This window comes from Streptomyces sp. NPDC104106 (assembly GCF_055584345.1).
In genome coordinates this window covers 360,887-382,063 of sequence record NZ_JBVJMF010000001.1, presented here as the reverse complement: position 1 = coordinate 382,063, position 21,177 = coordinate 360,887, and the positions used below count along the sequence as shown (strand labels likewise).

The following is a 21,177-nucleotide window of genomic DNA, read 5'->3' as shown; positions in this document are numbered from 1 at the left end:
CGGGATGCCCTGGGATGCGGGGGAGCGCGGCCGAGGTGCCGGCGTCCGTCCACCGCTCGTCTCACTTGATGAGCGCATGCGGGGGGGTGGTGACATCACCCCGTAATGTGTAGAGGGTGACCGTGAACGCTAAGACCAGCCCTGACGCTGGCAACACCTGGCGAAACCTGCCCGCGGCGCAGCAGCCCGAGTACCCCGACGCCGAGGCTCTGCGCGCAGTGATCGCGGACCTCGAGTCGTATCCGCCGCTCGTCTTCGCGGGCGAGTGCGACCAGCTGCGCGCCCGGATGGCGGCCGTCGCCAAGGGAGAGGCGTTCCTCCTCCAGGGCGGCGACTGCGCCGAGGCCTTCGACGCGGTGTCCGCCGACCACATCCGCAACAAGATCAAGACGCTGCTCCAGATGGGCGCCGTCCTCACCTACGCGGCCGCCGTGCCCGTGGTGAAGGTCGGCCGCATCGCCGGGCAGTACTCCAAGCCGCGCTCCAAGCCGACCGAGACCCGCGACGGCGTGACGCTCCCGGTGTACCGGGGCGACTCCGTCAACGGCTTCGACTTCACCGAGGCCTCCCGGATCCCGGACCCCGAGCGGCTGAAGCGCATGTACCACGCCTCGGCCTCCACGCTGAACCTGGTGCGCGCCTTCACCACCGGCGGCTACGCGGACCTGCGCCAGGTGCACGCCTGGAACCAGGACTTCGTGCGGACCTCGCCGTCGGGCCAGCGCTACGAGCAGCTCGCCCGGGAGATCGACAACGCGCTGAACTTCATGCGGGCCTGCGGCACGGACCCGGAGGAGTTCAAGACCGTCGAGCTGTACTCCTCGCACGAGGCGCTGCTGCTGGACTACGAGTCCGCCCTGACCCGGGTCGACTCCCGCACCGGCAAGCTGTACGACGTCTCGGCGCACATGGTGTGGATCGGTGAGCGCACCCGCCAACTGGACCACGCCCACATCGAGTTCGCCTCGCGGATCCGCAACCCGATCGGCATCAAGCTCGGCCCGTCGACGACGGCCGAGGAGGCGCTGAAGTACGTCGACCGCCTCGACCCCGAGCGGGAGCCGGGCCGGCTGACCTTCATCGTCCGCATGGGCGCCGACAAGATCCGCGACAAGCTCCCCGAGCTGGTCGAGAAGGTCACGGCGTCCGGCGCGACGGTGGCCTGGGTGACCGACCCGATGCACGGCAACACCTTCGAGGCGGCCTCCGGGCACAAGACCCGCCGCTTCGACGACGTGCTCGACGAGGTCAAGGGCTTCTTCGAGGTCCACAAGGCCCTCGGCACCCACCCGGGCGGCATCCACGTGGAGCTGACCGGCGACGACGTCACCGAGTGCGTGGGCGGCGGCGACGAGATCTTCGTCGACGACCTGCACCAGCGCTACGAGACGGCCTGCGACCCGCGTCTGAACCGCAGCCAGTCGCTGGACCTGGCGTTCCTGGTCGCGGAGATGTACCGGGACCAGTGAGCCGGCACCGGCGCCGGTGAGCCTCTGGGGCGCGGATCACACAGGATCCGCGCCCCTTCCTCTTTTGCGGGCCCCGGGCGATGGGTAAGGTTAGGTTTGCCTCACCGGAAAAGCGGGATGGCGCCTGACAGAACATCCCATCGGGAGGTGAACCCGCGTGTACGTGTGCAGCTGCTTCGGCATCACCGAGGACCAGGTCAAGCGGCACGCGGAGGACGGCGCCTGCACTCCCCGCCAGATCGCCTCCGCCTGCAAGGCGGGTACGGACTGCGGCTCGTGCGTCCGCCGTATCCAGGCCCTCCTCGGCCGTGGCGCCTGCCCCCGGCGCGAGCTGGCCGACCAGGGCAGGCCGGTGCTGACGGCGCTGGACGAGGCGGCCTAGCTCTCCGGCTGCTCGACGACCTGCGCGAGGTAGAGCGCCTCGCCGAGCTTCTCCAGCAGTTCCAGCTGGGTGTCGAGGTAGTCGATGTGGTGCTCCTCGTCGGCGAGGATGTCCTCGAAGATGTTCGCGGACGTGATGTCGCCCTTCTCGCGCATGACCTTGATGCCGCGCCGGAGCCGGTCGATCGCCTCCACCTCGATCTGGCGGTCCGCCTCGAACATCTCCCGCACGGTCTGTCCGACGCGCACGTGGAACAGCCGCTGGTAGTTCGGCAGCCCCTCCAGGAACAGGATCCGGTCGGTCAGCACCTCCGCGTGCTTCATCTCGTCGAACGACTCGCGCCGGGTGTACTTGGCGAGCTTGTACCAGCCGAAGTTCTCCTGCATCTTCGCGTGCAGGAAGTACTGGTTGATCGCGGTCAGCTCGCCGGTGAGCTGCTCGTTGAGGAACTCGATGACCTCGGGGTCGCCCTGCATCGAAACGGCTCCTTCCAGGGGGGGACACGGGGAGGTGTGCGGCGCATGATTGCACCGGACGGGAAGATCGTCCAGTAAGTGCGTACTTAGTAAATAAGGGACGAGTTGGAAGGTGTTGTCCGATTCGGGGGAGGGTGGTCAAGGGCACCGCCCGAGGTCTGTCAGGATGGATACATGGGTCATCCGGTGGAGCGAGCGTCTGGAGCAGCGGCAGGGTCCGAGCTTCCGCCGGGTCAGCGGCTCCAGCGTGGCTGGCCGGTCACGCACTACGGCCCCGTACCCAAGTTCCGCCCCGAGCGCTGGGAGTTCCGGGTCTTCGGCGCCACCGCCGACGGTGACAAGCACACCTGGGGCCACGAGGAGTTCACGGCCCTGCCGTACACCACCGTGGTGGCCGATCTGCACTGCGTGACCAAGTTCAGCATGATCGGCGCCGAGTGGGGCGGCGTCCCGGCCGCCGCGATCCTGGACCTGGCCCCGCCCGCGCCGGACGTCACCCATGTGATGGTCTGGGCGGAGTACGGCTTCAGCTCCAACCTGCGCCTCGTGGACTTCGCCTCCGACCGCACGATCTTCGCCACCCACAAGGACGGCGAACTCCTCACCGCCGAGCACGGCTTCCCGGTCCGCCTGATCGTCCCCCACCTGTACGCCTGGAAGGGCCCCAAGTGGGTCCGGGGCGTGGAGTACATGACCGCCGACCGCCGCGGCTTCTGGGAGGAACGCGGCTACCACAACATCGGCGACCCCTGGAAGGAACAGCGCTACTCCTACCAGGAGGAACCGGGGGAGGGCCCGGAGCTGTAGCGCCCGCTGCGCCACGGCGGGGTCAGCCGTCGCGCAGCTTCTTCAGTCGCTCCACGTCCGCCGCGTGCCCCGCCTGGCCGCCCGGGGTCTCGATGACCAGCGGGACGCCCTCGGTCGCGGGGTGCGTCATCAGGGCGCGGAAGGGGTCCTCGCCGATGTGGCCGGCGCCGATGTTCTCGTGCCGGTCCTTGTGCGCGCCCACCACGTCCTTGGAGTCGTTGGCGTGGATCAGCTTCAGCCGGCCCTCGCCGACGGTGTCCACCAGCAGGTCCAGCGTCTGGTGCATGCCGCTCGGGCCGGTCAGGTCGTGACCGGCGGCGAAGACGTGGCACGTGTCCAGGCACACACCGAGCTTCGGATGGGCGTCCAGCGCCTCGAAGTACGGTCCGAAGTCCCAGGTCCGCGAGCACAGCGAGGCTCCCTGCCCGGCCGTCGACTCCAGCAGCAGGAACGGGTCGTCGTCGTGGGTCAGCTCGTCCAGCAGCGGCAGCAGGTGCGCGCGCACCTGCCGCAGTGCCACGGCCCGCTCGCGCCCGCCGGTCGCGCTCCCGGTGTGCACGACCACGCCCAGCGCGCCGATCTCCCGCCCGCGCCGCAGCGAGTGCCGCAGCGACTCCACAGACCGCTCCACGGTCGCCTCGGTGTGGGAACCGAAGTTGATCAGATACGGGGCGTGGACGTACGCCGGGATCGACTCCTCGGCGCAGGCGGCGCGGAACGCCTCGTCCTGCCGGGGGTTGCCGGCGGGCGTGGCCCAGCCGCGCGGATTGGCCACGAAGACCTGCACGGTCTCCGCCTTCAGCGCACGGGCGTACGTGAGTCCCACCGTGTGCAGGCCGCCGGCCACGGGGACATGACCGCCGACGGGGTTGCGCGGCACCGCGGGCGGGAGGGACTGCGTACCGGACGACGGCGGGGAGGACGGATCTGGGCTCACCCGTTCAGGGTGTCATGCCCGCCCCGGCTGCCGGACCACGGCCTCGGTGACCCCGGTCACCGAGGCGGCCTCAGCGGATGGTGATCGTGATCGTCGAGCCCTTGGGCGCCATGTCGCCGCCCTTGACCGACTGCTGCTTCACGGTGTCCCCGAACAGCCCGAGCAGCCCGCGGTCGTCGCTCACCTGGAAGCCCGCGGCCTGGAGCGCCTTGTGGGCGTCGGACACGCTGTCGCCGGTCACGTCCGGCACCTGGACCATCTCCGGGCCCTTGGACAGCGTCAGCGTCACCGTGTCGCCCGCGGCGGCCTGAGTCCCGTTCCCGGGGCTCTGCTGGGCCACCTTGCCCTTGTCGTACTCGGAGTTGACCCGGTCGGGCGCGATCACGACCTTCAGTCCGGCGTCCGTCAGCTGCTGCCGGGCGTTCGCCGGATCGTCGCCGGTGACGTCCGGGACGTCGATCGGGCTGCCCCTGCTGACGGTCAGCGCGATCGCCGAGCCCGCGTGCCGCCTGGTGCCCGCCTGCGGGGTCGTGCCGATCACCGAGCCCTCGGCGACGTCCCCGCTGAACTGCCGGGTGACCATGCCCGGCTCCAGTCCGTCCGCCTTCAGCACTCTGCGGGCCTCGGCCAGCGGCCGGCCCGTCACGTCCGGCACGTCCACCGTCTCCGGGCCCAGGGAGACGGTGAGGTTCACCGCGTCATGGCCGCGGATGCGGGCGCCGGGCGCCGGGTCCGTGCTGATCACCGTGCCGCGCTGGACGGTGTCGTTGTAGGCGCGCTTGACCTGCCCTACGTCGAGCCCGGCTGCCCTCAGCCGCTCACGGGCCTGTGCCTCGGTCTTCGACAGCAGCGGCGGGACCTTCGTGAACTGGCCGGAGTTGATGTACCAGACCCCCGCGCCGGCGCCGAAGACCACCAGCACGGCGGCGATGACGCTCAGCAGCAGGCGCTTCGGGCGCCGGCGGGGCGGCACGGGGGGCGCCTGGAGCCGGCTGGTGTGCTGGACCGGGCCGCCGCTCGCCTCGTCGTCGACGGGAAGCGGACGGGGCACGGTCAGGGAGCGCGGGATCACGCTCGTGCGGTCGCCGGCGTTGTCGTGCTGCGCGGACAGCGCCTGCGGCGGCATCGCGTCCAACTGCTCGTCGCCCAGTGCCCGGCGCGCCTCGCGCACCCGGGCGAGCAGGGCCACGGCGTCCTGCGGCCGGACCTCGGGGGTGCGCGCGGTGGCCGCCGCGACCAGCTCGTCCAGCTGCCGCGCGAGCCCCGGCACCAGCGCCGAGGGCGGCGGCACGTCCTCGTGGATGTGCTTGTAGAGCACCTGCGCGGGGGAGTCACCGGAGTGCGGCTTGCCGCCCGTCAGCATCTCGTAGAGCACGACACCGCACGCGTACACGTCGACGCGGGGGTCGGCGGTGCCCTGCTCGATCTGCTCGGGCGCGAGGTAGGACACGGTCCCGAGCACGGCGCCCGTGGTGCTGGTCACGGTGTCCACGGACCGCACGAGCCCGAAGTCGGCGACCTTGACCCGCCCGTCGTCGCCTATCAGCACGTTCTCGGGCTTCATGTCCCGGTGCACGAACCCGGCCCGGTGCGCGGCGCCGAGCGCGGCGAGGACGGGTTCGAGGATGTCGAGGGCCGCGCGGGGCTGCAGCGCCCCGCGCTCGCGCAGCACGTCCCGCAGGGTGCAGCCGGCGACGTACTCCATCGCCAGGTACACGTACGACCCGTCGGTCCCCTGGTCGAAGACCTGCACCACGTTCGGGTGCGCCAGCCGCGCGACCGACTTCGCCTCCCGGATGAACCGCTCGACGAAGCTGCCGTCGGCCGCGAGCGTCGGGTGCATCACCTTCAGCGCGAGGACGCGGTCCAGCCGGGTGTCCAGGGCCCGGTACACCGTCGCCATCCCGCCGACGGCGATCCGCGCGTCGACGCGATAGCGGCCGTCGAGCACCTGCCCGACGAGAGGGTCCTGAAGGGTCGTATCCACGACAGGGGAGTCTACGAGGACGCACCGACACTTCCCCGGCCGAGACCGCTTTCCCGCAGGCACTGAAGCCGACCTGTAACGCTTCCCACACCACCCGCGGGCGGCGGCGGACGGCGCGCGGGCGGGGGAGCGGACGGGGCCGGCGGGACCAGTGCCCCGGCAGGCGACGTTTGCCCGTCAGGGAGCGGCGTCCGGTGCGTGCTGTCGGCGTGCCGGCCGGAAGTCCTCGTACTGGGCGTACGTGGGCTTTCGGCCGGTGCGGCGAGTGAGGGCACCTCCCGCGCAGCGGGGGAGCGTGCCGGGCGTCGCGACGGGGCGAACGTCGCCTGCCCGGGCACTAGAACGCGGGCCGCTCGGGATCCAGCCGGGCCATCCCCTCCGTGGGCGAGGACGCCTCCGCGAGATACCGGCGCGGAATCCGCCCGGCCAGCCGGGCCAGCCGGCCCCCCTCCACGGCGTGCCGCATCGCGGCCGCCATCAGCTCCGGCTCCTGCGCCCGCGTCACCGCCGAGGCCAGCATCACCCCGGCACACCCCAGCTCCATCGCCAGCGCCACGTCCGAGGCCGTACCGGCCCCCGCGTCCAGGATCACCGGCACGCGCGCGTGCTCGACGATCAGCTGGAAGTTGTGCGGGTTGCGGATGCCGAGCCCGGACCCGATGGGCGAGCCCAGCGGCATGACGGCGGCGCAGCCCACGTCCTGGAGCTTTTGGGCCAGCACGGGATCGTCATTGGTGTACGGCAGCACCGTGAACCCGTCGTCCACCAGCGTCTCCGCCGCCTCCAGCAGCTCCACCGGGTCCGGCAGCAGCGTCCGCTCGTCGGCGATGACCTCCAGCTTGACCAGGTCCGTGCCCAGCGCCTCCCGCGCCAGCCGCGCGGTCAGCACCGCCTCCCCGGCGGTGAAGCAGCCCGCCGTGTTCGGCAGCACCCGGATGCCCAGCCTGCCCAGCACCGACAGCACCGAGCCGTGCACGGACGCGTCCACCCGCCGCATCGCGACCGTCGTCAGCTCCGTGCCGGAGGCGACCAGCGCCCGCTCCAGCACCTCCAGGCTGGGCGCACCGCCCGTACCCATGATCAGCCGCGACGAGAACGCCGTACCCCCGAGGACCAGGGAATCGTCGGCCATGGCTCAGCCCCCCTGCACGGCGGTGAGGACTTCCACGCGATCGCCTTCGCCCAGCGGTGTGCTCGTCCACTGCGCGCGCGGGACGACGGTTTCGTTGACGGCCGCGGCCACACCGGAGGGCGCGGCGACCAGAGAGCGCACGACGGAGTCGAGCGCGGTGCCCGGAACGATCTCCCGGCGCTCGCCGTTGACGGAGATGGACACGGTGGCGGGCATGCTCATGCGGACTGCTCCTGAAGGACGGCGCCGAAACGCTGCGGCGTGAACGGACGGGCTTCTTCCGGCAGTTCTCCGTCGGCCAGCAGCCCGGCCAGCACATCGCCGGTGACCGGCGTGAGCAGCACCCCGTTGCGGTGGTGCCCGGTGGCGAGCACCAGCCCGTCGAGCCCGGACGGGCCGAGCAGCGGCGCGTTGTCGGGGGAGCCGGGGCGCAGCCCGGCCCGGGTCTCGGTGAGCGGCAGCTCGGTGATGCCCGGCACCAGCTCATGGGCGTCGCGCAGCAGCTCGTAGACGCCGCCCGCGGTGACCGTCGTGTCCCAGCCCAGCTCCTCGCTGGTCGCGCCGACGACCAGCTCACCGTTCTCCCGGGGCACCAGGTACAGGTGCCCGCCGCGCACGACGGCCCGCACGGTACGGCTCAGGAACGGCGCGTACGCGCGCGGCACGGTCAGCCGCAGCACCTGCCCCTTCACCGGCCGCACCGGCGGCAGCAGCGCCTCGGGCACGCCCGCGAGGCGCCCGCTCAGGCTCCCGGCCGCGAGCACCACCTGCCCCGCGCGCAGTTCGGTGCCGTCGGCCGTGGTGACCCCGGCGGCCCGGCCCCCTACGACGTCCAGCCGCTCGGCCCACACCCGGTGCAAGACGACCCCGGAGCGCTCGCACGCGGCCACCAGGGCGGCGGCCAGCCGCCGCGGGTCGATCTGGTGGTCGCCGTCGACCCGCAGTCCGCCGCGCACCCCGGGCGCCAGCATCGGCTCCAGCCGCCGGCACTCCCGCCCGGACAGCCACTCGCACTCAAGGCCCGAGCGCTGCTGGAGGGCGTGCAGATCGCGCAGGTAGGCGCGGTCGTCGGCGTCGAGCGCGACCTGGAGGGTGCCGCAGCGGCGGTAGCCGAGGTCGTGCCCCGTCAGCTCGGTCAGCTCGGCCGCGAACCGCGGGTAGCGGCGGGCCGACTCCAGGTTCAGGGCGAGCAGGGTCTCCTCGCCGTAGTGCAGTTCGGTGACCGCGGCCAGCATCCCGGCCGCGACCCGCGCGGCCCCTGTGCCGGGCTCGGGGTCCACCACGGCCGTGGCGAGCCCGCGCTGCGCCGCGCGCCAGGCCGTGACCAGGCCGATGATTCCGCCCCCGATGACGAGGACGTCGGACGTACGTGACGACATGGGCGTCCAGCCCCTCCCTTCGCCGGCATGACCCGGATCAGGTTCGTACGGTCGGAGGCCGCCAGCCTCCCTCTCAGCCCGGTGCGTCCGGGCTCCCGCGAGTGCGTGTACGGTCGCCACCCTAGCCCGCCGCCCTCCCGCCCGTAAGACAGCCCCTCCGCGCGGCCCGGTGGCCGAGTGGTGTGGAGCAGGTCACCGAGCACGCCCCCTGACCGACGGATCGTCACCTGTCTATGGTGATCGGGTGAGCGAGCAGACAGCGCAAGAGCGCACGTCACCGGGGCGGCGCGTGGTCGTCGTCGGCGCGGGCATGGCCGGGGTGCAGACCGCGGTCGCCCTGCGCGAGCAGGGCTTCAAGGACACCGTCACGCTGATCGGCGCCGAGCCGCACCAGCCCTACGACCGGCCGCCGCTGTCCAAGGCCGTGCTGCTCGGCAAGGCCGAGGACTCCGCCTTCGACGTGGACTTCGAGTCGCTCGGCGTCGAGCTGCGGCTCGGCTGCGAGGCGCGGGGCGTGCGCCTCGCCGCGCGCGAGCTGGACACCGAGGCGGGCCCGGTGCCGTACGACGTGCTGGTCCTGGCCACCGGCGCCGAGCCGGTCACCCTGCCGGGCACCGAGGGCGTGCCCGGTGTGCACCTGCTGCGCACGCTGGACGACGCCCACCGGCTGCGGCCGGTGCTGGGGCAGCAGCACGAGATCGTCGTGGTCGGCGCCGGCTGGATCGGCGCGGAGTTCGCCACCGCCGCGCGCGAGGCGGGCTGCGCGGTCACCGTCGTCGAGGCCGCCGACCGGCCGCTCGCCGGCGCCCTGCCCGCCGAGGTCGCGGCGCCGATGGCCGCCTGGTACGCCGACGCGGGCGCCTCCCTGCTCACCCACGCGCGCGTGGAGCGCGTCGAACCCGGTGCGGTGGTGCTCGCCGACGGCACGCGGCTGCCCGCGGGCGCCGTCGTCGTCGGCGTCGGCGCACGCCCGGCCACCGGCTGGTTGGCCGGATCCGGCATCGCGCTGGGCGCGTACGGCGAGGTCGTCGCCGACGCCCGGCTGCGCACCAGCGCCGAGGACGTGTACGCCGTCGGCGACTGCGCCTCCTTCCCCTCGGACCGCTACGGGGAACGGCTGCTCGTGCACCACTGGGACAACGCCCTGCAGGGCCCGCGCACGGTCGCGGCGAACATCATGGGCGAGACCCCGACGCGGTACGACCCGGTGCCGTACTTCTGGTCCGAGCAGTTCGGCCGGTTCGTGCAGTACGCCGGCCATCACGCGGCCGCCGACCGCCTGGTCTGGCGCGGCGACCCGGCGGGAGCGGCCTGGACGGTGTGCTGGCTGCGCGAGGACCGCCTGGTCGCCCTCCTGGCCGTGGGCCGCCCGCGTGATCTGGCACAGGGACGGCGGCTGATCGAGGCGGGCCGCGGCATGGACGCGGCGGCACTGGCGGACCCCGGCAGAGCGCTGAAGGACGCCACGGCCGACTGAGGTGCGCCCCCGGGGACGACACCGCCCGGCGCCCACCTCATCGCTACCGGTCCGGCGGAGCGCCTACGCTTGTCCATGTGACCGAGATTGACGCAAAGATCGATGCTCTCGTCCCCGCCTGGCTCACCCTGCCCGACATCGCCGAGATGCTCGACGTCGAGGTGACGCGCGTGCGGCAGCTGGTCAAGGAGGGCCAGCTCATCGCCGTACGCCGAGGGGAGAACCGGGCGCTGCACGTCCCCGCCGCCTTCATCGACGGGGACAAGGTCGTCAAGGGCCTTGCCGGGACCCTGACGCTCCTGCGGGACGACGGCTTCACGGTCGAAGAGATGATCGAGTGGCTCTTCACCCCCGACCCGACCCTGCCGGGTACGCCCGCGCAGGCCCTGAGCGAGAATCGCGGCACGGAGGTGAAGCGCCGCGCCCAGGCGCTCGCCGTCTGAACCGAACCCGCACCACGAGGGGTGGCGTGCGGGCCGTCGTAGCCCGTACGCCGTCCGCGACAGCCGCCAGCGACACCCACCAGGGGGACCCACGCATGTCCGACGCCGCACGCACCGCGCTCGCCGGTGCCCGCCTGTACCTGTGCACGGACGCGCGCAGGCGCCAGGGCGACCTGCCCGAGTTCCTGGACGCGGTCCTGGCCGGCGGTGTCGACATCGTGCAGCTGCGCGACAAGGGCATGGAGGCCGCCGAGGAGCTGGCGCACCTGGAGGTCTTCGCCGACGCCTGTGCCCGCCACGGCAGGCTCCTCGCCGTCAACGACCGCGCGGACGTCGCCCACGCCGCCCGCGCCGACGTGCTCCACCTCGGCCAGGGCGACCTGCCGGTCCCCGCGGCCCGGGCCGTCCTCGGCGACGAGGTGCTGATCGGGCGCTCCACACACGCCGGGTCCGAGGCCGCCGCGGCCGCCGCGCAGGACGGCGTGGACTACTTCTGCACCGGCCCCTGCTGGCCCACCCCCACCAAGCCCGGCCGCCACGCCCCCGGCCTCGACCTGGTGCGGTACACGGCCGCCCTGGGCACCGAGCGCCCCTGGTTCGCCATCGGCGGCATCGACCTGACCAACCTCGACGAGGTGCTGGAGGCCGGCGCCCGCCGGGTGGTCGTCGTCCGTGCGATCACCGAGGCCGACGACCCGGGAGCCGCGGCGGCGGAGTTCGCCAAGCGGCTGCGGCAGGCCTGAGGGCCGGCCGTCCGCTGCCGACGGCCCGGCGTCCTTGTGACCGGTTCTGTCCGGGGATGTGTCCAAGGGGTGGACACGAGCGCGACAAATCGGGCAAATCGCCTTCGTCCGGTTGGGGGACCGCCCACCCCTGGCTAACCTGCCCGTATGGCCCTCGGAACCGCATCCACCAGGACTGATCGCGCACGGACCGTGCGCGACATCCTCGCCACCGGCAAGACGACGTACTCGTTCGAGTTCTCGGCGCCGAAGACCCCCAAGGGCGAGCGGAACCTGTGGAGCGCGCTCCGGCGGGTCGAGGCGGTCGCCCCCGACTTCGTCTCGGTGACCTACGGCGCCGGCGGCTCCACCCGCGCGGGCACGGTCAAGGAGACCCAGCAGATCGTCGCCGACACCACGCTCACCCCCGTCGCCCACCTCACCGCGGTCGACCACTCCATCGCCGAACTGCGCAACATCATCGGCCAGTACGCGGACGCCGGCATCCGCAACATGCTGGCCGTGCGCGGCGACCCGCCCGGCGATCCCATGGGCGACTGGATCGCGCACCCCAAGGGACTGACCTACGCGGCCGAACTCGTCCGGCTCATCAAGGAGTCGGGCGACTTCTGCGTCGGCGTCGCCGCCTTCCCGGAGATGCACCCGCGCTCCGCGGACTGGGACACCGACGTGGCGCACTTCGTGGACAAGTGCCGCGCGGGCGCCGACTACGCCATCACGCAGATGTTCTTCCAGCCGGAGTCGTATCTCCGGCTGCGCGACCGGGTGGCGGCCGCGGGCTGTGACACCCCGGTGATTCCGGAGGTCCTGCCGGTCACCAGCGTGAAGATGCTGGAACGGTTGCCCAAACTCAGCAACGCCGTCTTCCCGGATGCCCTGAAAGAGCGGATCCTCACAGCCAAGGACGATCCGGCGGCGGTACGCTCCATCGGTATCGACTTCGCCACGGAGTTCTGCGCTCGGCTGCTCGCCGAAGGGGTGCCCGGACTGCACTTCATCACGCTCAATAACTCCACGGCGACCCTGGAAATCTACGAGAACCTGGGCCTGCACCACCCGCCGCAGGCCTAGACCGGCCGCATCGTGATACGACACACTGCGTAGCGGCCACTGGGAGAGGGGCGTACATGGGCTGGACGGTCCTCTACATCGCGTTCGGCGCCGTCGCGCTGTGGCTGCTGGGCGAGGTGCTGCTGCAGTACAAGGCGCGGCTGCGCTGGCGGCTGCTCGCCTTCACCGGCTTCCTCGGTGTCGTGGTCGGCGTGCTGATGCCGTCCGTGATCGTGATCGGCGCGGGTGCCATCGCCTTCGCCGTCGGCCAGACGTACGTCACGCTGTCCTTCCGCCGCGGCTTCGCCGCCGGCTGGGCGGTCAAGCGCCCCGACGCGGAGAGCGGCGCGACCGGCGGGGGCAGCAAGCGCCGCCGCGGCAGGGCGGACCGCCAGGACCCCGTGCCGGAGGTCTCAGGGCCGGAGCCCGCCGCCCCCGCGACCGAGCACGAGCCCGACGGGGGCGCCCACGCCCAGGGCCATGACGACTACGACGACTACGACCGCGACGACGTCTTCACCCCGGCCCGGACCGTCGACCCGGCGGCCGCCGTCTACGAGCCGCAGCCCCTGCCCGAGGACACCGGCTCCTACGGCGTCTACAGCGACACCGCCACGCACGCGACGGCCGCCCAGGGCACCGGCCAGCAGGCCTACGCCTACGACTATTCCGGCTACGGCCAGCAGGGCTACGGCTACGACGCCGGCGACCAGTACGCCAACTACTCCGACCCGTACATCGGCAGCCAGTCCTACGGCGGCGGGTACGACGCGGGCTACTCCGGGCAGTACGGCCAGCAGGGCTACCCGCAGGACCAGTACGCCGGCGGCGGCTACGGCGAGACCCCGCCCGGCGGGGTGTGGATGCCGCAGCAGCGCACCGACGAGGGCTACGGCGGCGAACTCCCGCAGGAGCAGGCGTATCCGTACCAGGGCCAGGCGCACGGTTCCGCGCAGCAGCCGCAGCCCGGCGCCGGGTACGACGAGCACTACCGCTTCTGAGGCGCCCGGCCCCTCAAGGCCGCCAGGGCGCCCCGGGGCCGGCTCACTGGGAGCCGCGGAACTCCGGGCCCTCCACGATCAGCCCCGCCACCAGCGCCCCCGACATGCCCGCGTGCGGCAGGCCGCCGCCGGGGTGGGACCAGCCGCCGACCGTGAACAGCCCCGGTACCGCAGTGGAGTTGGCCGGGTGCAGCAGCCCCTCCGGTCCCGCCAGCGCGGGCGGCGGAACCGCACCGCCCGCGGCGCCCGTCTCCCGCTCGGTGTCCAGCGGCGTACGGACCTCGCGCCACAGCGCCCGCTCACGCAGCCCCGGCACGGCGCGCTCGGCGGCGGCGACCATACGGTCGGCGAAGGCGTCGGCGGCGCCGGGTGCCGCCCAGTCGTACTCCGCCGCGGACGGCACCGTCGCCGTCAGCACCATCGCCTCGTGGCCGCCGTCGGGGCGCAGGACCGGGTCGTCCGGGCGGTCGACGAGGACCGTCGGCAGGTCGGGCAGCTCCCCGTGCCGGAGCAGGTCCAGATCGCCCTCGCCGTCGGCCGAGTGCACCACGGTGCGGTGCGCAGCGCCCGGCTCCCGCGCGCCACGCAGCGCCAGGCACACCACCACCCGCCCCGGGTGGCGCCCCTCGGGCCGGGGCCGCACGTCCTGCTGCCCGTACGGCTTCCCGGCCGTCATGGCGCCCAGCCGCCAGGGACCCGTGCCCACCACCACGTCCGCCTCGGCCGCCGTCCCGTCCGCCAGCTCCACGCCCGCCGCGCGGCCGTCCTTCTCCAGGACCCTCGCGACCTCGGCGCCGAAGACGAACTCGACGCGCCGCGCGACGCATCGCTCGTACACCGCGCGCGCCAACTCCCTTATCCCGCCGCGTACATACCAGGTGCCGAAGGCATGCTCCATGTACGGCAGCACGGCCGCGCTCGCCGGAGCCGTACCCGGATCGAGCCCGTACGCGAGCGCGTGGGCCTCCAGCAGCGCCACCAGGCGCGGATCGCGCAGCTCCCACGCGCCGACCTCGGCCAGCGTGCCCGCCCGGCGCGTGCGCAGCAGGCGCCTGTGCGGGACCGCCGGATACGGCTCCTTCTGCGTCAGCACCCGCCAGTCGGGCCACAGCGGCTCCTCCAGCAGCGGCCTGCGGGTGCGGTCCCAGGCCTCCCGGGCCCGCACCAGGAAGTCGCCCCAGCGCTCGCCCGCGCCCGCGCCCAGCGCCTCGTCCAGGGCCGAGACCACACCGGCGCGCGAGGCGTTCGGCACCGACACCTCCGTGCCGTCCGCGAAGAGGTGCCGCGCGGACGGGTCCACCTGGACCAGCTCGACGCGGTCCTCCAGCGGCTCCTTGCCGGTCTTGACGAACAGATCGCGGTACACCGCGGGCAGCGTCAGCAGGCCGGGGCCGGTGTCGAAGCCGAACCCGTCCCGCTCGAAGCGGCGCACCGCGCCGCCGTACGTGTCCGTCCGCTCGTACACCGTCACCCGGTGGCCCGCGACGGCCAGCCGGGCGGCGGCCGCCATCGCGCCCATCCCGGCGCCGATCACCACAATCCGTGCCATGCCCGCGACTTTATCGACCGCCACTGACAGTCCCGCCACGGGCGGTCCCGCACAGGCCGCCGCCGGAGTGGGCACGCGTGCGCATGCCTGAGTATCCGTACCTAGCCGGCGAGATGAGTACCCGCGCGGATGGGCCGCGACCCGCGCGGACGGGACAGTGGAGGCACGGCAAGGGGGCGCGGCCCGGCACCGCCGACACGGGGCGGCGGAACGGCGCCCGCCGCCTGGCCGCTCCTTCCGCCGATCCGTCGGCGGAAGCGAGACGGGGGCCCGGGGGAACGACCACCCACGGGGGAACCGTACGGGGGAGTACGGGGAGCAAGGGGGAACGGGAGGGCGCCGGTCCACAGCGGACCGGCGCCCTCCCGGCATGCGCGGGGCAAGTGCCTTCGACGTGCGCGGCGAGGGCCCTCAGCCCCGTCCGCTCACCCGTCCCTGCAGCAGCCGGGACAGGGCCGCGTGGACGTCGTCCAGGGAGCGCTCGGGCTGGAAGGACTTCCAGTCCAGCGCGGCCACCAGGACCATGCCGACCAGTGCGGCCGCCGTCAGCGGGATGTCGATCTCGTCGCTGAACTCCCCGGCCGCCACACCCTCGCGCAGCACCCCCTCGACCACCGCGACGGCCTCCTGCCGGACCACCATCAGCGTGGACTGCCAGGCCCGGTTGGTGCGCCACAGCTCGGCCACGTACAGCTGGGTGAAGGCCGGGTAGCGGTCGATGAACTCCAGGCCCGCGCGGATCATCGCGTCCAGCGCGTCCACCTTCCCGCCGCCCACGCGCGCGGTGTGCTCCGCGGCCTCCTGCAAAGAGGCGGTGAGCAGGCCCACCCCGTGCCGCAGCAGCTCCTCGAAGAGGACCGACTTGCTCGCGAAGTTGTAGTACACCGTGCCTTTCGCGACCCCGGCCCGCTCGGCGATCTCGTCCACCGTGGTCGCGGAGAACCCCTGCTCGGCGATGAGCGTGACGGCCGCCTCGTAGAGCTTCTGCCGGGTGGCCTCGCGGCGCGTGCTGCCGCCGGACCTGGTGCTGCTGCTTTCCATGGCCCTGATTCTCACAGGTACGCGCGCGTGCGGAGCGCCGCCCGGGATCACAGGCTCAGCTCCGGGTGCAGCCGGTCGAGCGTCCACACCTGCCGGCGCCGGGCCGTGAGCGCGGTCAGCGCGAGCGCGCCCGCGGTGAACGCGGCCAGCACGGCGCACGCCTGCCAGACCGGGCCGAGCCCGCCGCCGGTGATCAGCCGGCGCAGCGCCTCCACGACGTAGCTCATCGGCAGCAGCGGGTGGATGGCGTTGAAGAAGTGCGGGCTGGTCTGCACCGGGTATGTGCCGCCCGCCGAGGTCAGCTGGAGCATCAGCAGCGCCAGCACCAGGATCCGGCCCGCCGCGCCGAAGCGGGCGTTCAGCCACTGCACGATCGCCGCGAAGCACGCCGTGACCAGGAACAGGAAGCCGATCGTGCCGGCCGCGCGGAGCATCCGCAGACCGATCCCCCAGCGCAGTACGGCCATCAGCGCGGCCACCTGCAGCACGCCCACCGCGACCACCGGCAGCCAGCCTGCGAGGGCGATCCGCCAGGCCGGCGAACCGGCCGCTAGGGCACGCCGGTTGAGCGGCGGGATCAGCATGTAGGCCACCATCGCGCCCACCCACAGGGACAGCGGGATGAAGTACGGGGCGAACCCGGTGCCGTAGTTCGGCGCCCTGTGCAGGTCGTGGGAGGCCAGCTGGACCGGGTCGGCCATCACGCCGGTGCGCGCGTCGCGCTGCCGCTTGTCGTAGTCCGGGATCTTCTTGGCGCCGTCGTGCAGCCCGCCGGCGAGCCTGCCGGAGCCGTCGGACAGCTTGTACAGGCCGCCGTCCAGCGTCTGGGCGCCCGTGGCGGCCGTACCGATGCCCTGGTCCAGGGTGTCCGCGCCGCTCTGGGCGGTGCCGAGCCCGGTGTGCAGCTTCTCGGCGCCGGCGGCGACCTTCTGCGCGCCGTCGTTCAGCGCGTTGATCTTCTTGACGGCGTCGTCGACGTCCTGCGACAGACGCGGCGCCCGCGCGGCGAGGGCGTCGGCCTGCTTCTGGAGCGCGTCGAGGTTGGCGCGCATCGTCCTCAGGTCGCCGTTCTGGTCGGCGACCAGCGTGCCGAGGTCGTCCGCGACGCCCGCCACCTCGGCGGCGGCCGTCTTCGCACGCTTCAGGTCCGGGCAGGCGGGGTCGGGCACGGGCGCGTCCTCGCAGCGTGCCCGGTAGATCGCGGCCATGACGGCGGAGGAGTCGTGCGCGGTCTTGTCGGCGACGGGCGCGAGCTTCATCAGGACGTCGAGGTTGTCCTTGACCGTCTTCGCCGAGTCGGAGACCAGGCGGGCGGTGTCCCCGATGGTCCTGCCATTGGTCTTCAGGAACGGACCGGCCTGGTCGTAGACGCCGTTGACCTTGTCGGCGAGCGTCCGGGTGCCGTCGGCGACCTGCCGGGACCCGTCCTGGAGGTCCCCGGCGCCGGTGTTCAGCTTCTTGAGGCCCTTGGCCAGCTTCCCGCTGCCGGTCTTGGCGTCCCGCAGCCCGTCGGCGAGGTCCTTGGAGCCCTTCTCCGCCTTGCCGATGCCCGTGTTCAGCTTGTCGGCGCCCTCGGCGGCCGTGACGGTCTTGCCGTGGATGTCGGAGAAGGAGACGAAGATCTTGTCCAGGAACGTGCGGGAGGCCTTGGTGGAGGCGGCCGAGCGGACCTCGTTGAAGACGGTCCGGGAGATCTGGCCGACGATGTAGTTGTTCGCGTCGTTGGTCCGCACCTGCAGGGCGCCGGTCTCGGGGGCGTCCCCCGAGCTGGACGCGATCCGGGCGCTGAAGTCGGCGGGCATGGTCAGCGACAGGTAGTACGTGCCGTTCTCGACGCCCTCGCGGGCCTCCTCGTCGCTCACCTCGTGCCAGTCGAAGGTCCGGCTGCGGCGCAGCCCGCCGACGATGTCGTCCCCCGCGGTGATCTTCTTCCCGTCCGCCGTGGCCCCCTTGTCGTCGTTGACCAGGGCCACTGGGATGCGGTCCAGGCGGCCGTAGGGGTCCCAGAAGGACCACAGGTACAGGGCGCCGTACAGCAGGGGCAGCAGGAGCAGCGCGACGAGGGCGGCGCGGGGCAGCTTCCCGCGTCCGAAGCGCCGCAGTTCGAGCGCGGCGAGCCTAGGCGTGCGCATCGGCGTCCTCCTTCGGGCCGGCGCCTTCGCCGCCCCCGGCGGCCGCGCCGCCGGTGTCCTGCGCCCCGGTCCGTACCGTCACGCAGTCCTCGGGCGCGGTACGGCAGACCGCCAGGACCGTCGTCCCCGCGCGCGTGAGGGAGCGCAGCAGGTTCCACACCTCGCCGCGCTCGGCGTCGGAGAGCTTGAGGTCGATGTCGTCGACGCCGATCAGCCCGGGCCGGCCGAGGAGGGCGAGGGCGAGGGACAGGCGCAGTTCCTGGAGTCGCTCCAGGTCGCGTACGGCCGTGCGGGAGCCCTTGGGCAGCGCCTGCGGGTCGAGCCCGGCGGCGGCCAGGGCCGCGTCCACGCGCAGGCGGGCCTCGTGCAGGCGCTGGGCGCGGGGCCGCAGCAGCTCGCGCAGGGAGTCGCCGAACCGGCTCTGCAGCAGCGCCCGTTCCCGCAGGTGCTCGCCGACGGTCAGGGCCGGCTCCAGGTCGGTCACCCCGGACACGTTGGCCACCGCGCTGATCCGGCGCAGCGCGGCCATGCGCCGGGGAAGGGCCAGCCCGCCGGCGGCGGCCGTTCCCTCGGTGGTCTTCATACGCCCGGTGAGCGCGAGCAGCAGACACGTGCGGCCGGAGCCGGACGGTCCCTCGATCGCGATGAGCGAGCCGGGCTTCGCGTCGAGGGTGATGCCGCGGAAGGCCCACCCCCGTGGTCCCCTGAGCCCGAGCCCCGCGGCCGTGACAGCCACGCCGTCCACGCCGTCCACACGCCCCCCTTGCCTGATCGCCGTATTTTTGCACTGACTGGTCAGTCCAAAAATACGCCCGAACCTTCGAGCGAGGCAAAAGCCCAGGTCAGAACGGATTGTCAGTGGCATACCCCACGATGGGGCACATACGGCGCACCTCGCGTGAGGGCGTGCCGTCACCCAGACGACAGGAGGTTCGTCATGGCCAACCCGTCCGCTGCCGCCCGTCGGCGCCGCGCCACCGGCCCTGCCCCCTCACTGACCGGCCCGGCGAGCGACGTCCACCCCGTGCTCCGCCGGACCACGGCCCCGCCCGCCGCCCTCGACCTGCTCGCCCAGGCCCGTGCCGGACTGGCGGATGCCGCCGTCCTGGAAACGCCGAACGAGCGCTACGCGACGGCCCACCTGGCCGCCCTGCGCACCGCCGCCGCCGTGCTCGCCGCCCGGGGTCGGCCCGAGACCAACCCCCGCCGCCGCGCCCGCATCCGCAGCGCCTGGGAGGTGCTGCCCGAGATCGCTCCCGAACTGACCGAGTGGAGCGCGCTGTTCGCCTCCGGCGCCGCCCGCCGCGCCCGTGCCGAGGCCGGCATCCAGGGCGCGGCCGGGCAGCGTGACGCCGACGACCTGATACGTGACGTCGGGATGTTCCTGCGCATCGTGGAGCGGATGCTCGTCCTCCAGCCCGTCCTGCCGCAGCCCCGCGGCGACGCGGGGCAGCCGCCGGGGCCGGGCGCCCCGGGCGACCTTTCGGACGCGAGTTGATCGCGGACAGCGGCGGGCCGTAGGGGGGCGGAGCGGCGCCCGCACAGCGCTCCGCGGGCGTGGGCAGCAGCGCTCCGCGGGCCCCCGGCGCACCGCTCCGCGGGCGCAGGTCACGGGAGGGCCGTCCGCCGTGCGGGACGCTGCGCGGCCTGCCCGCCCGCGGTGACCGGCAGGGCGGTGGAGGCAATAGGGTGGAGGTCGCCTGAAGCGTTCCGCCTTGCCGAGGAGTCAACTGCCGTGTCGGACCCGACGCGCCCCCGCGCCTCTCTCCGTACCGCCGTGGTCTGGGAGGTCCTCCAGGACGCCCTCGACCGCCGGGTCAAGGCCACGGGCCGGGACTCGCTCGACGTCCTCGACACCGGAGGCGGCAGCGGCAACTTCGCGGTGCCCCTCGCCCGGCTCGGCCACCGCGTCACCGTGGTCGACCCCAGCCCGAACGCGCTGTTCGCGCTGGAGCGCCGGGCCGCCGAGGCCGGCGTCGCCGAGCGGGTCCGGGGCGTCCAGGGCGACGCGCACGGCCTGTTCGAGGTGGTCGAGCGCGGCGGCTACGACGCGGTGCTGTGCCACGGCGTCCTGGAGTACGTCGACGACCCGGCCGAGGGCGTGCGCAACGCCGTCGCCGCCCTGCGCCCGGAAGGCGTCCTCAGCCTGCTCGCCGCCGGACTCGGCGGCGCCGTGCTCGCCCGCGCCCTCGCCGGCCACTTCACCGAGGCCCGCCAGGCGCTGGCGGACCCCGACGGCCGCTGGGGCGCCGGCGACCCGATGCCGCGCCGGTTCACCGCCGAGCAGCTGACCGCGCTGGTCGAGGGCGCGGGCCTGACCGTCGGCGCCGTGCACGGCGTACGGGTCTTCGCCGACCTGGTCCCCGGCGTCCTGGTGGACACCGAGCCCGGCGCCCTGGACGCCCTGCTGAAGCTGGAGGCCGCGGCGGCCGAGTTGCCGGCGTTCCACTCCGTCGCCACCCAGCTGCACGTGCTCGGTGAGACACCGGGTGCCGCCGGAGCCTGAGCGCCCTGCCGGGACCCGGGGCTGATCAGGGCCTCCACGGCGAATGGAGTACGACACAGGACCCCCGATCGAGGGGTTTGCGCCGTATGATCGAGGTGCACCACCCGGCATGACGGGACGGCCGCAGGGGAATGGAAGCCTCAGCGAGCCGGGACGGCCATGACGGCCCGGTTGGCCAATTGGCGTAGAGGGGCGGGTTTCACGGGGGCGATTCCCTGCCTATCCTGAAGGGACCCCCCGGGTCGCCCCGGCGACTGCACGATGAGGAGGACTCCGTGCCGCTCTCGGAGCACGAGCAGCGCATGCTCGAGCAGATGGAGCGAGCGCTGTACGCCGAAGATCCCAAGTTCGCGTCGGCGCTTGAGGGAAGCGGGCTGCGCACGTACACCCGGCGTCGGGTCTACCAGGCGGTCGCAGGCTTCCTCGTGGGAATCGCGCTCCTCATGGCCGGAATGGTCGCGCAGCTGATCTGGGTCAGCGTGGTGGGCTTCCTCGTCATGCTCGGCTGTGCCGTACTCGCGGTCACCGGCTGGCGCAAGGCCCCGAAGCCGGGCGAGCAGCCCGCGGGCGCCGTGCGCCGGCAGGCCCGCCCGAAGCGCTCCATGATGGACCGGATCGAGGAGCGCTGGCAGCGCCGCCGGGACGAACAGGGCCGGTAGCGACATC

General features: G+C 73.2%; 21 protein-coding genes and 1 riboswitch. Of the genes, 11 read left to right on the top strand and 10 right to left on the bottom strand.

Features of this window, described 5'->3' with window-relative positions:
* Positions 1 to 116 precede the first annotated feature (116 nt).
* The gene (locus ACZ60X_RS01790) at positions 117 to 1,469 is read left to right on the top strand and encodes a class II 3-deoxy-7-phosphoheptulonate synthase (protein WP_469592202.1); all 1,353 of its coding nucleotides are present in this window, start codon (positions 117 to 119) and stop codon (positions 1,467 to 1,469) included.
* Positions 1,470 to 1,626: 157 nt separating this feature from the next.
* Positions 1,627 to 1,851, top strand: coding sequence for a (2Fe-2S)-binding protein (locus ACZ60X_RS01785; protein ID WP_469592201.1), 225 nt, complete (start codon positions 1,627 to 1,629; stop codon positions 1,849 to 1,851).
* On the opposite strand, the gene bfr is transcribed toward ACZ60X_RS01785, so the two are convergent.
* Positions 1,848 to 2,327 (bottom strand): bacterioferritin, encoded by a 480-nt coding sequence (gene bfr / locus ACZ60X_RS01780; protein WP_469592200.1) that lies wholly within the window; start codon positions 2,325 to 2,327, stop codon positions 1,848 to 1,850. The two genes, ACZ60X_RS01785 and bfr, sit on opposite strands and share 4 nt — an antisense overlap.
* 174 nt (positions 2,328 to 2,501) lie before the next feature.
* On the opposite strand from bfr, the gene ACZ60X_RS01775 reads away from it, so the two are divergent.
* Positions 2,502 to 3,134, top strand: a complete 633-nt coding sequence (locus ACZ60X_RS01775) for a sulfite oxidase-like oxidoreductase (RefSeq protein ID WP_469592199.1) — start codon at positions 2,502 to 2,504, stop codon at positions 3,132 to 3,134.
* 22 nt (positions 3,135 to 3,156) lie between these two features.
* Here ACZ60X_RS01775 and ACZ60X_RS01770 read toward each other — a convergent pair whose 3' ends face one another.
* From ACZ60X_RS01770 to thiO, 5 genes are all read right to left on the bottom strand, one after another.
* Positions 3,157 to 4,071 (bottom strand): deoxyribonuclease IV, encoded by a 915-nt coding sequence (locus ACZ60X_RS01770; RefSeq protein WP_469592198.1) that lies wholly within the window; start codon positions 4,069 to 4,071, stop codon positions 3,157 to 3,159.
* A 70-nt stretch (positions 4,072 to 4,141) separates the two neighbouring features.
* A complete protein-coding gene (gene pknB / locus ACZ60X_RS01765) occupies positions 4,142 to 6,058 on the bottom strand; it encodes a Stk1 family PASTA domain-containing Ser/Thr kinase (protein ID WP_469592197.1) in 1,917 nt (638 codons plus the stop codon).
* 337 nt (positions 6,059 to 6,395) lie between these two features.
* On the bottom strand, positions 6,396 to 7,190 hold the full coding sequence (locus ACZ60X_RS01760; protein WP_469592196.1) for a thiazole synthase: 795 nt from the start codon (positions 7,188 to 7,190) through the stop codon (positions 6,396 to 6,398).
* A gap of 3 nt (positions 7,191 to 7,193) precedes the next feature.
* The gene (gene thiS / locus ACZ60X_RS01755) at positions 7,194 to 7,406 is read right to left on the bottom strand and encodes a sulfur carrier protein ThiS (protein WP_469592979.1); all 213 of its coding nucleotides are present in this window, start codon (positions 7,404 to 7,406) and stop codon (positions 7,194 to 7,196) included.
* Between the two features lie 2 nt (positions 7,407 to 7,408).
* On the bottom strand, positions 7,409 to 8,569 hold the full coding sequence (thiO, locus tag ACZ60X_RS01750) for a glycine oxidase ThiO (RefSeq protein ID WP_469592195.1): 1,161 nt from the start codon (positions 8,567 to 8,569) through the stop codon (positions 7,409 to 7,411).
* A riboswitch (TPP riboswitch) is annotated at positions 8,567 to 8,678 on the bottom strand. Its footprint overlaps the gene before it by 3 nt.
* Before the next feature lie 135 nt (positions 8,679 to 8,813).
* Between thiO and ACZ60X_RS01745 the strand changes: the two genes are divergently transcribed.
* The 5 genes from ACZ60X_RS01745 (at position 8,814) to ACZ60X_RS01725 (ending at position 13,283) form a co-directional block, all read left to right on the top strand.
* Positions 8,814 to 10,046, top strand: coding sequence for an NAD(P)/FAD-dependent oxidoreductase (locus ACZ60X_RS01745; RefSeq protein ID WP_469592194.1), 1,233 nt, complete (start codon positions 8,814 to 8,816; stop codon positions 10,044 to 10,046).
* Between the two features lie 77 nt (positions 10,047 to 10,123).
* Entirely contained in the window at positions 10,124 to 10,489 is a 366-nt protein-coding gene (locus ACZ60X_RS01740) for an Rv2175c family DNA-binding protein (protein ID WP_469592193.1), read from the top strand.
* Between the two features lie 95 nt (positions 10,490 to 10,584).
* Positions 10,585 to 11,232, top strand: coding sequence for a thiamine phosphate synthase (gene thiE, locus ACZ60X_RS01735; RefSeq protein WP_469592192.1), 648 nt, complete (start codon positions 10,585 to 10,587; stop codon positions 11,230 to 11,232).
* Between the two features lie 147 nt (positions 11,233 to 11,379).
* A complete protein-coding gene (gene metF, locus ACZ60X_RS01730) occupies positions 11,380 to 12,303 on the top strand; it encodes a methylenetetrahydrofolate reductase [NAD(P)H] (RefSeq protein WP_469592191.1) in 924 nt (307 codons plus the stop codon).
* Between the two features lie 56 nt (positions 12,304 to 12,359).
* Complete coding sequence (locus tag ACZ60X_RS01725; protein ID WP_469592190.1) at positions 12,360 to 13,283, top strand: SCO2102 family sporulation regulator; 924 nt, start codon at positions 12,360 to 12,362, stop codon at positions 13,281 to 13,283.
* A 43-nt stretch (positions 13,284 to 13,326) separates the two neighbouring features.
* Here ACZ60X_RS01725 and ACZ60X_RS01720 read toward each other — a convergent pair whose 3' ends face one another.
* The 4 genes from ACZ60X_RS01720 to ACZ60X_RS01705 all read right to left on the bottom strand — a co-directional run bounded on the left by ACZ60X_RS01720 (position 13,327) and on the right by ACZ60X_RS01705 (position 18,750).
* The gene (locus ACZ60X_RS01720; protein ID WP_469592189.1) at positions 13,327 to 14,832 is read right to left on the bottom strand and encodes a phytoene desaturase family protein; all 1,506 of its coding nucleotides are present in this window, start codon (positions 14,830 to 14,832) and stop codon (positions 13,327 to 13,329) included.
* A gap of 411 nt (positions 14,833 to 15,243) precedes the next feature.
* The gene (locus ACZ60X_RS01715; protein ID WP_469592188.1) at positions 15,244 to 15,873 is read right to left on the bottom strand and encodes a TetR/AcrR family transcriptional regulator; all 630 of its coding nucleotides are present in this window, start codon (positions 15,871 to 15,873) and stop codon (positions 15,244 to 15,246) included.
* Between the two features lie 47 nt (positions 15,874 to 15,920).
* A complete protein-coding gene (locus ACZ60X_RS01710) occupies positions 15,921 to 18,005 on the bottom strand; it encodes a YhgE/Pip family protein (protein WP_469592187.1) in 2,085 nt (694 codons plus the stop codon).
* Complete coding sequence (locus ACZ60X_RS01705; RefSeq protein WP_469592977.1) at positions 17,992 to 18,750, bottom strand: ATP-binding cassette domain-containing protein; 759 nt, start codon at positions 18,748 to 18,750, stop codon at positions 17,992 to 17,994. Before ACZ60X_RS01705 ends, ACZ60X_RS01710 begins: the two co-directional genes overlap by 14 nt.
* Positions 18,751 to 18,942: 192 nt before the next feature.
* Here ACZ60X_RS01705 and ACZ60X_RS01700 point away from each other — a divergent pair, with 192 nt between their 5' ends.
* The 3 genes from ACZ60X_RS01700 (at position 18,943) to ACZ60X_RS01690 (ending at position 21,170) form a co-directional block, all read left to right on the top strand.
* Positions 18,943 to 19,503, top strand: a complete 561-nt coding sequence (locus ACZ60X_RS01700) for an SAV_6107 family HEPN domain-containing protein (RefSeq protein ID WP_469592186.1) — start codon at positions 18,943 to 18,945, stop codon at positions 19,501 to 19,503.
* A 237-nt stretch (positions 19,504 to 19,740) separates the two neighbouring features.
* Complete coding sequence (locus tag ACZ60X_RS01695; RefSeq protein ID WP_469592185.1) at positions 19,741 to 20,511, top strand: methyltransferase; 771 nt, start codon at positions 19,741 to 19,743, stop codon at positions 20,509 to 20,511.
* Between the two features lie 275 nt (positions 20,512 to 20,786).
* Entirely contained in the window at positions 20,787 to 21,170 is a 384-nt protein-coding gene (locus ACZ60X_RS01690; protein ID WP_469592184.1) for a DUF3040 domain-containing protein, read from the top strand.
* Positions 21,171 to 21,177 lie beyond the last annotated feature (7 nt).

Excerpts from the sequence above, each read along its gene's own strand:
- bfr (WP_469592200.1), bottom strand. The coding sequence starts at position 2,327 with ATGCAGGGCGACCCCGAGGTCATCGAGTTCCTCAACGAGCAGCTCACC.
- ACZ60X_RS01775 (WP_469592199.1), top strand. The coding sequence starts at position 2,502 with ATGGGTCATCCGGTGGAGCGAGCGTCTGGAGCAGCGGCAGGGTCCGAG.
- ACZ60X_RS01760 (WP_469592196.1), bottom strand. The coding sequence starts at position 7,190 with ATGGCCGACGATTCCCTGGTCCTCGGGGGTACGGCGTTCTCGTCGCGG.
- thiS (WP_469592979.1), bottom strand. The coding sequence starts at position 7,406 with ATGCCCGCCACCGTGTCCATCTCCGTCAACGGCGAGCGCCGGGAGATC.
- thiO (WP_469592195.1), bottom strand. The coding sequence starts at position 8,569 with ATGTCGTCACGTACGTCCGACGTCCTCGTCATCGGGGGCGGAATCATC.
- thiE (WP_469592192.1), top strand. The coding sequence starts at position 10,585 with ATGTCCGACGCCGCACGCACCGCGCTCGCCGGTGCCCGCCTGTACCTG.
- metF (WP_469592191.1), top strand. The coding sequence starts at position 11,380 with ATGGCCCTCGGAACCGCATCCACCAGGACTGATCGCGCACGGACCGTG.
- ACZ60X_RS01725 (WP_469592190.1), top strand. The coding sequence starts at position 12,360 with ATGGGCTGGACGGTCCTCTACATCGCGTTCGGCGCCGTCGCGCTGTGG.
- ACZ60X_RS01720 (WP_469592189.1), bottom strand. The coding sequence starts at position 14,832 with ATGGCACGGATTGTGGTGATCGGCGCCGGGATGGGCGCGATGGCGGCC.
- ACZ60X_RS01715 (WP_469592188.1), bottom strand. The coding sequence starts at position 15,873 with ATGGAAAGCAGCAGCACCAGGTCCGGCGGCAGCACGCGCCGCGAGGCC.
- ACZ60X_RS01710 (WP_469592187.1), bottom strand. The coding sequence starts at position 18,005 with ATGCGCACGCCTAGGCTCGCCGCGCTCGAACTGCGGCGCTTCGGACGC.
- ACZ60X_RS01700 (WP_469592186.1), top strand. The coding sequence starts at position 18,943 with ATGGCCAACCCGTCCGCTGCCGCCCGTCGGCGCCGCGCCACCGGCCCT.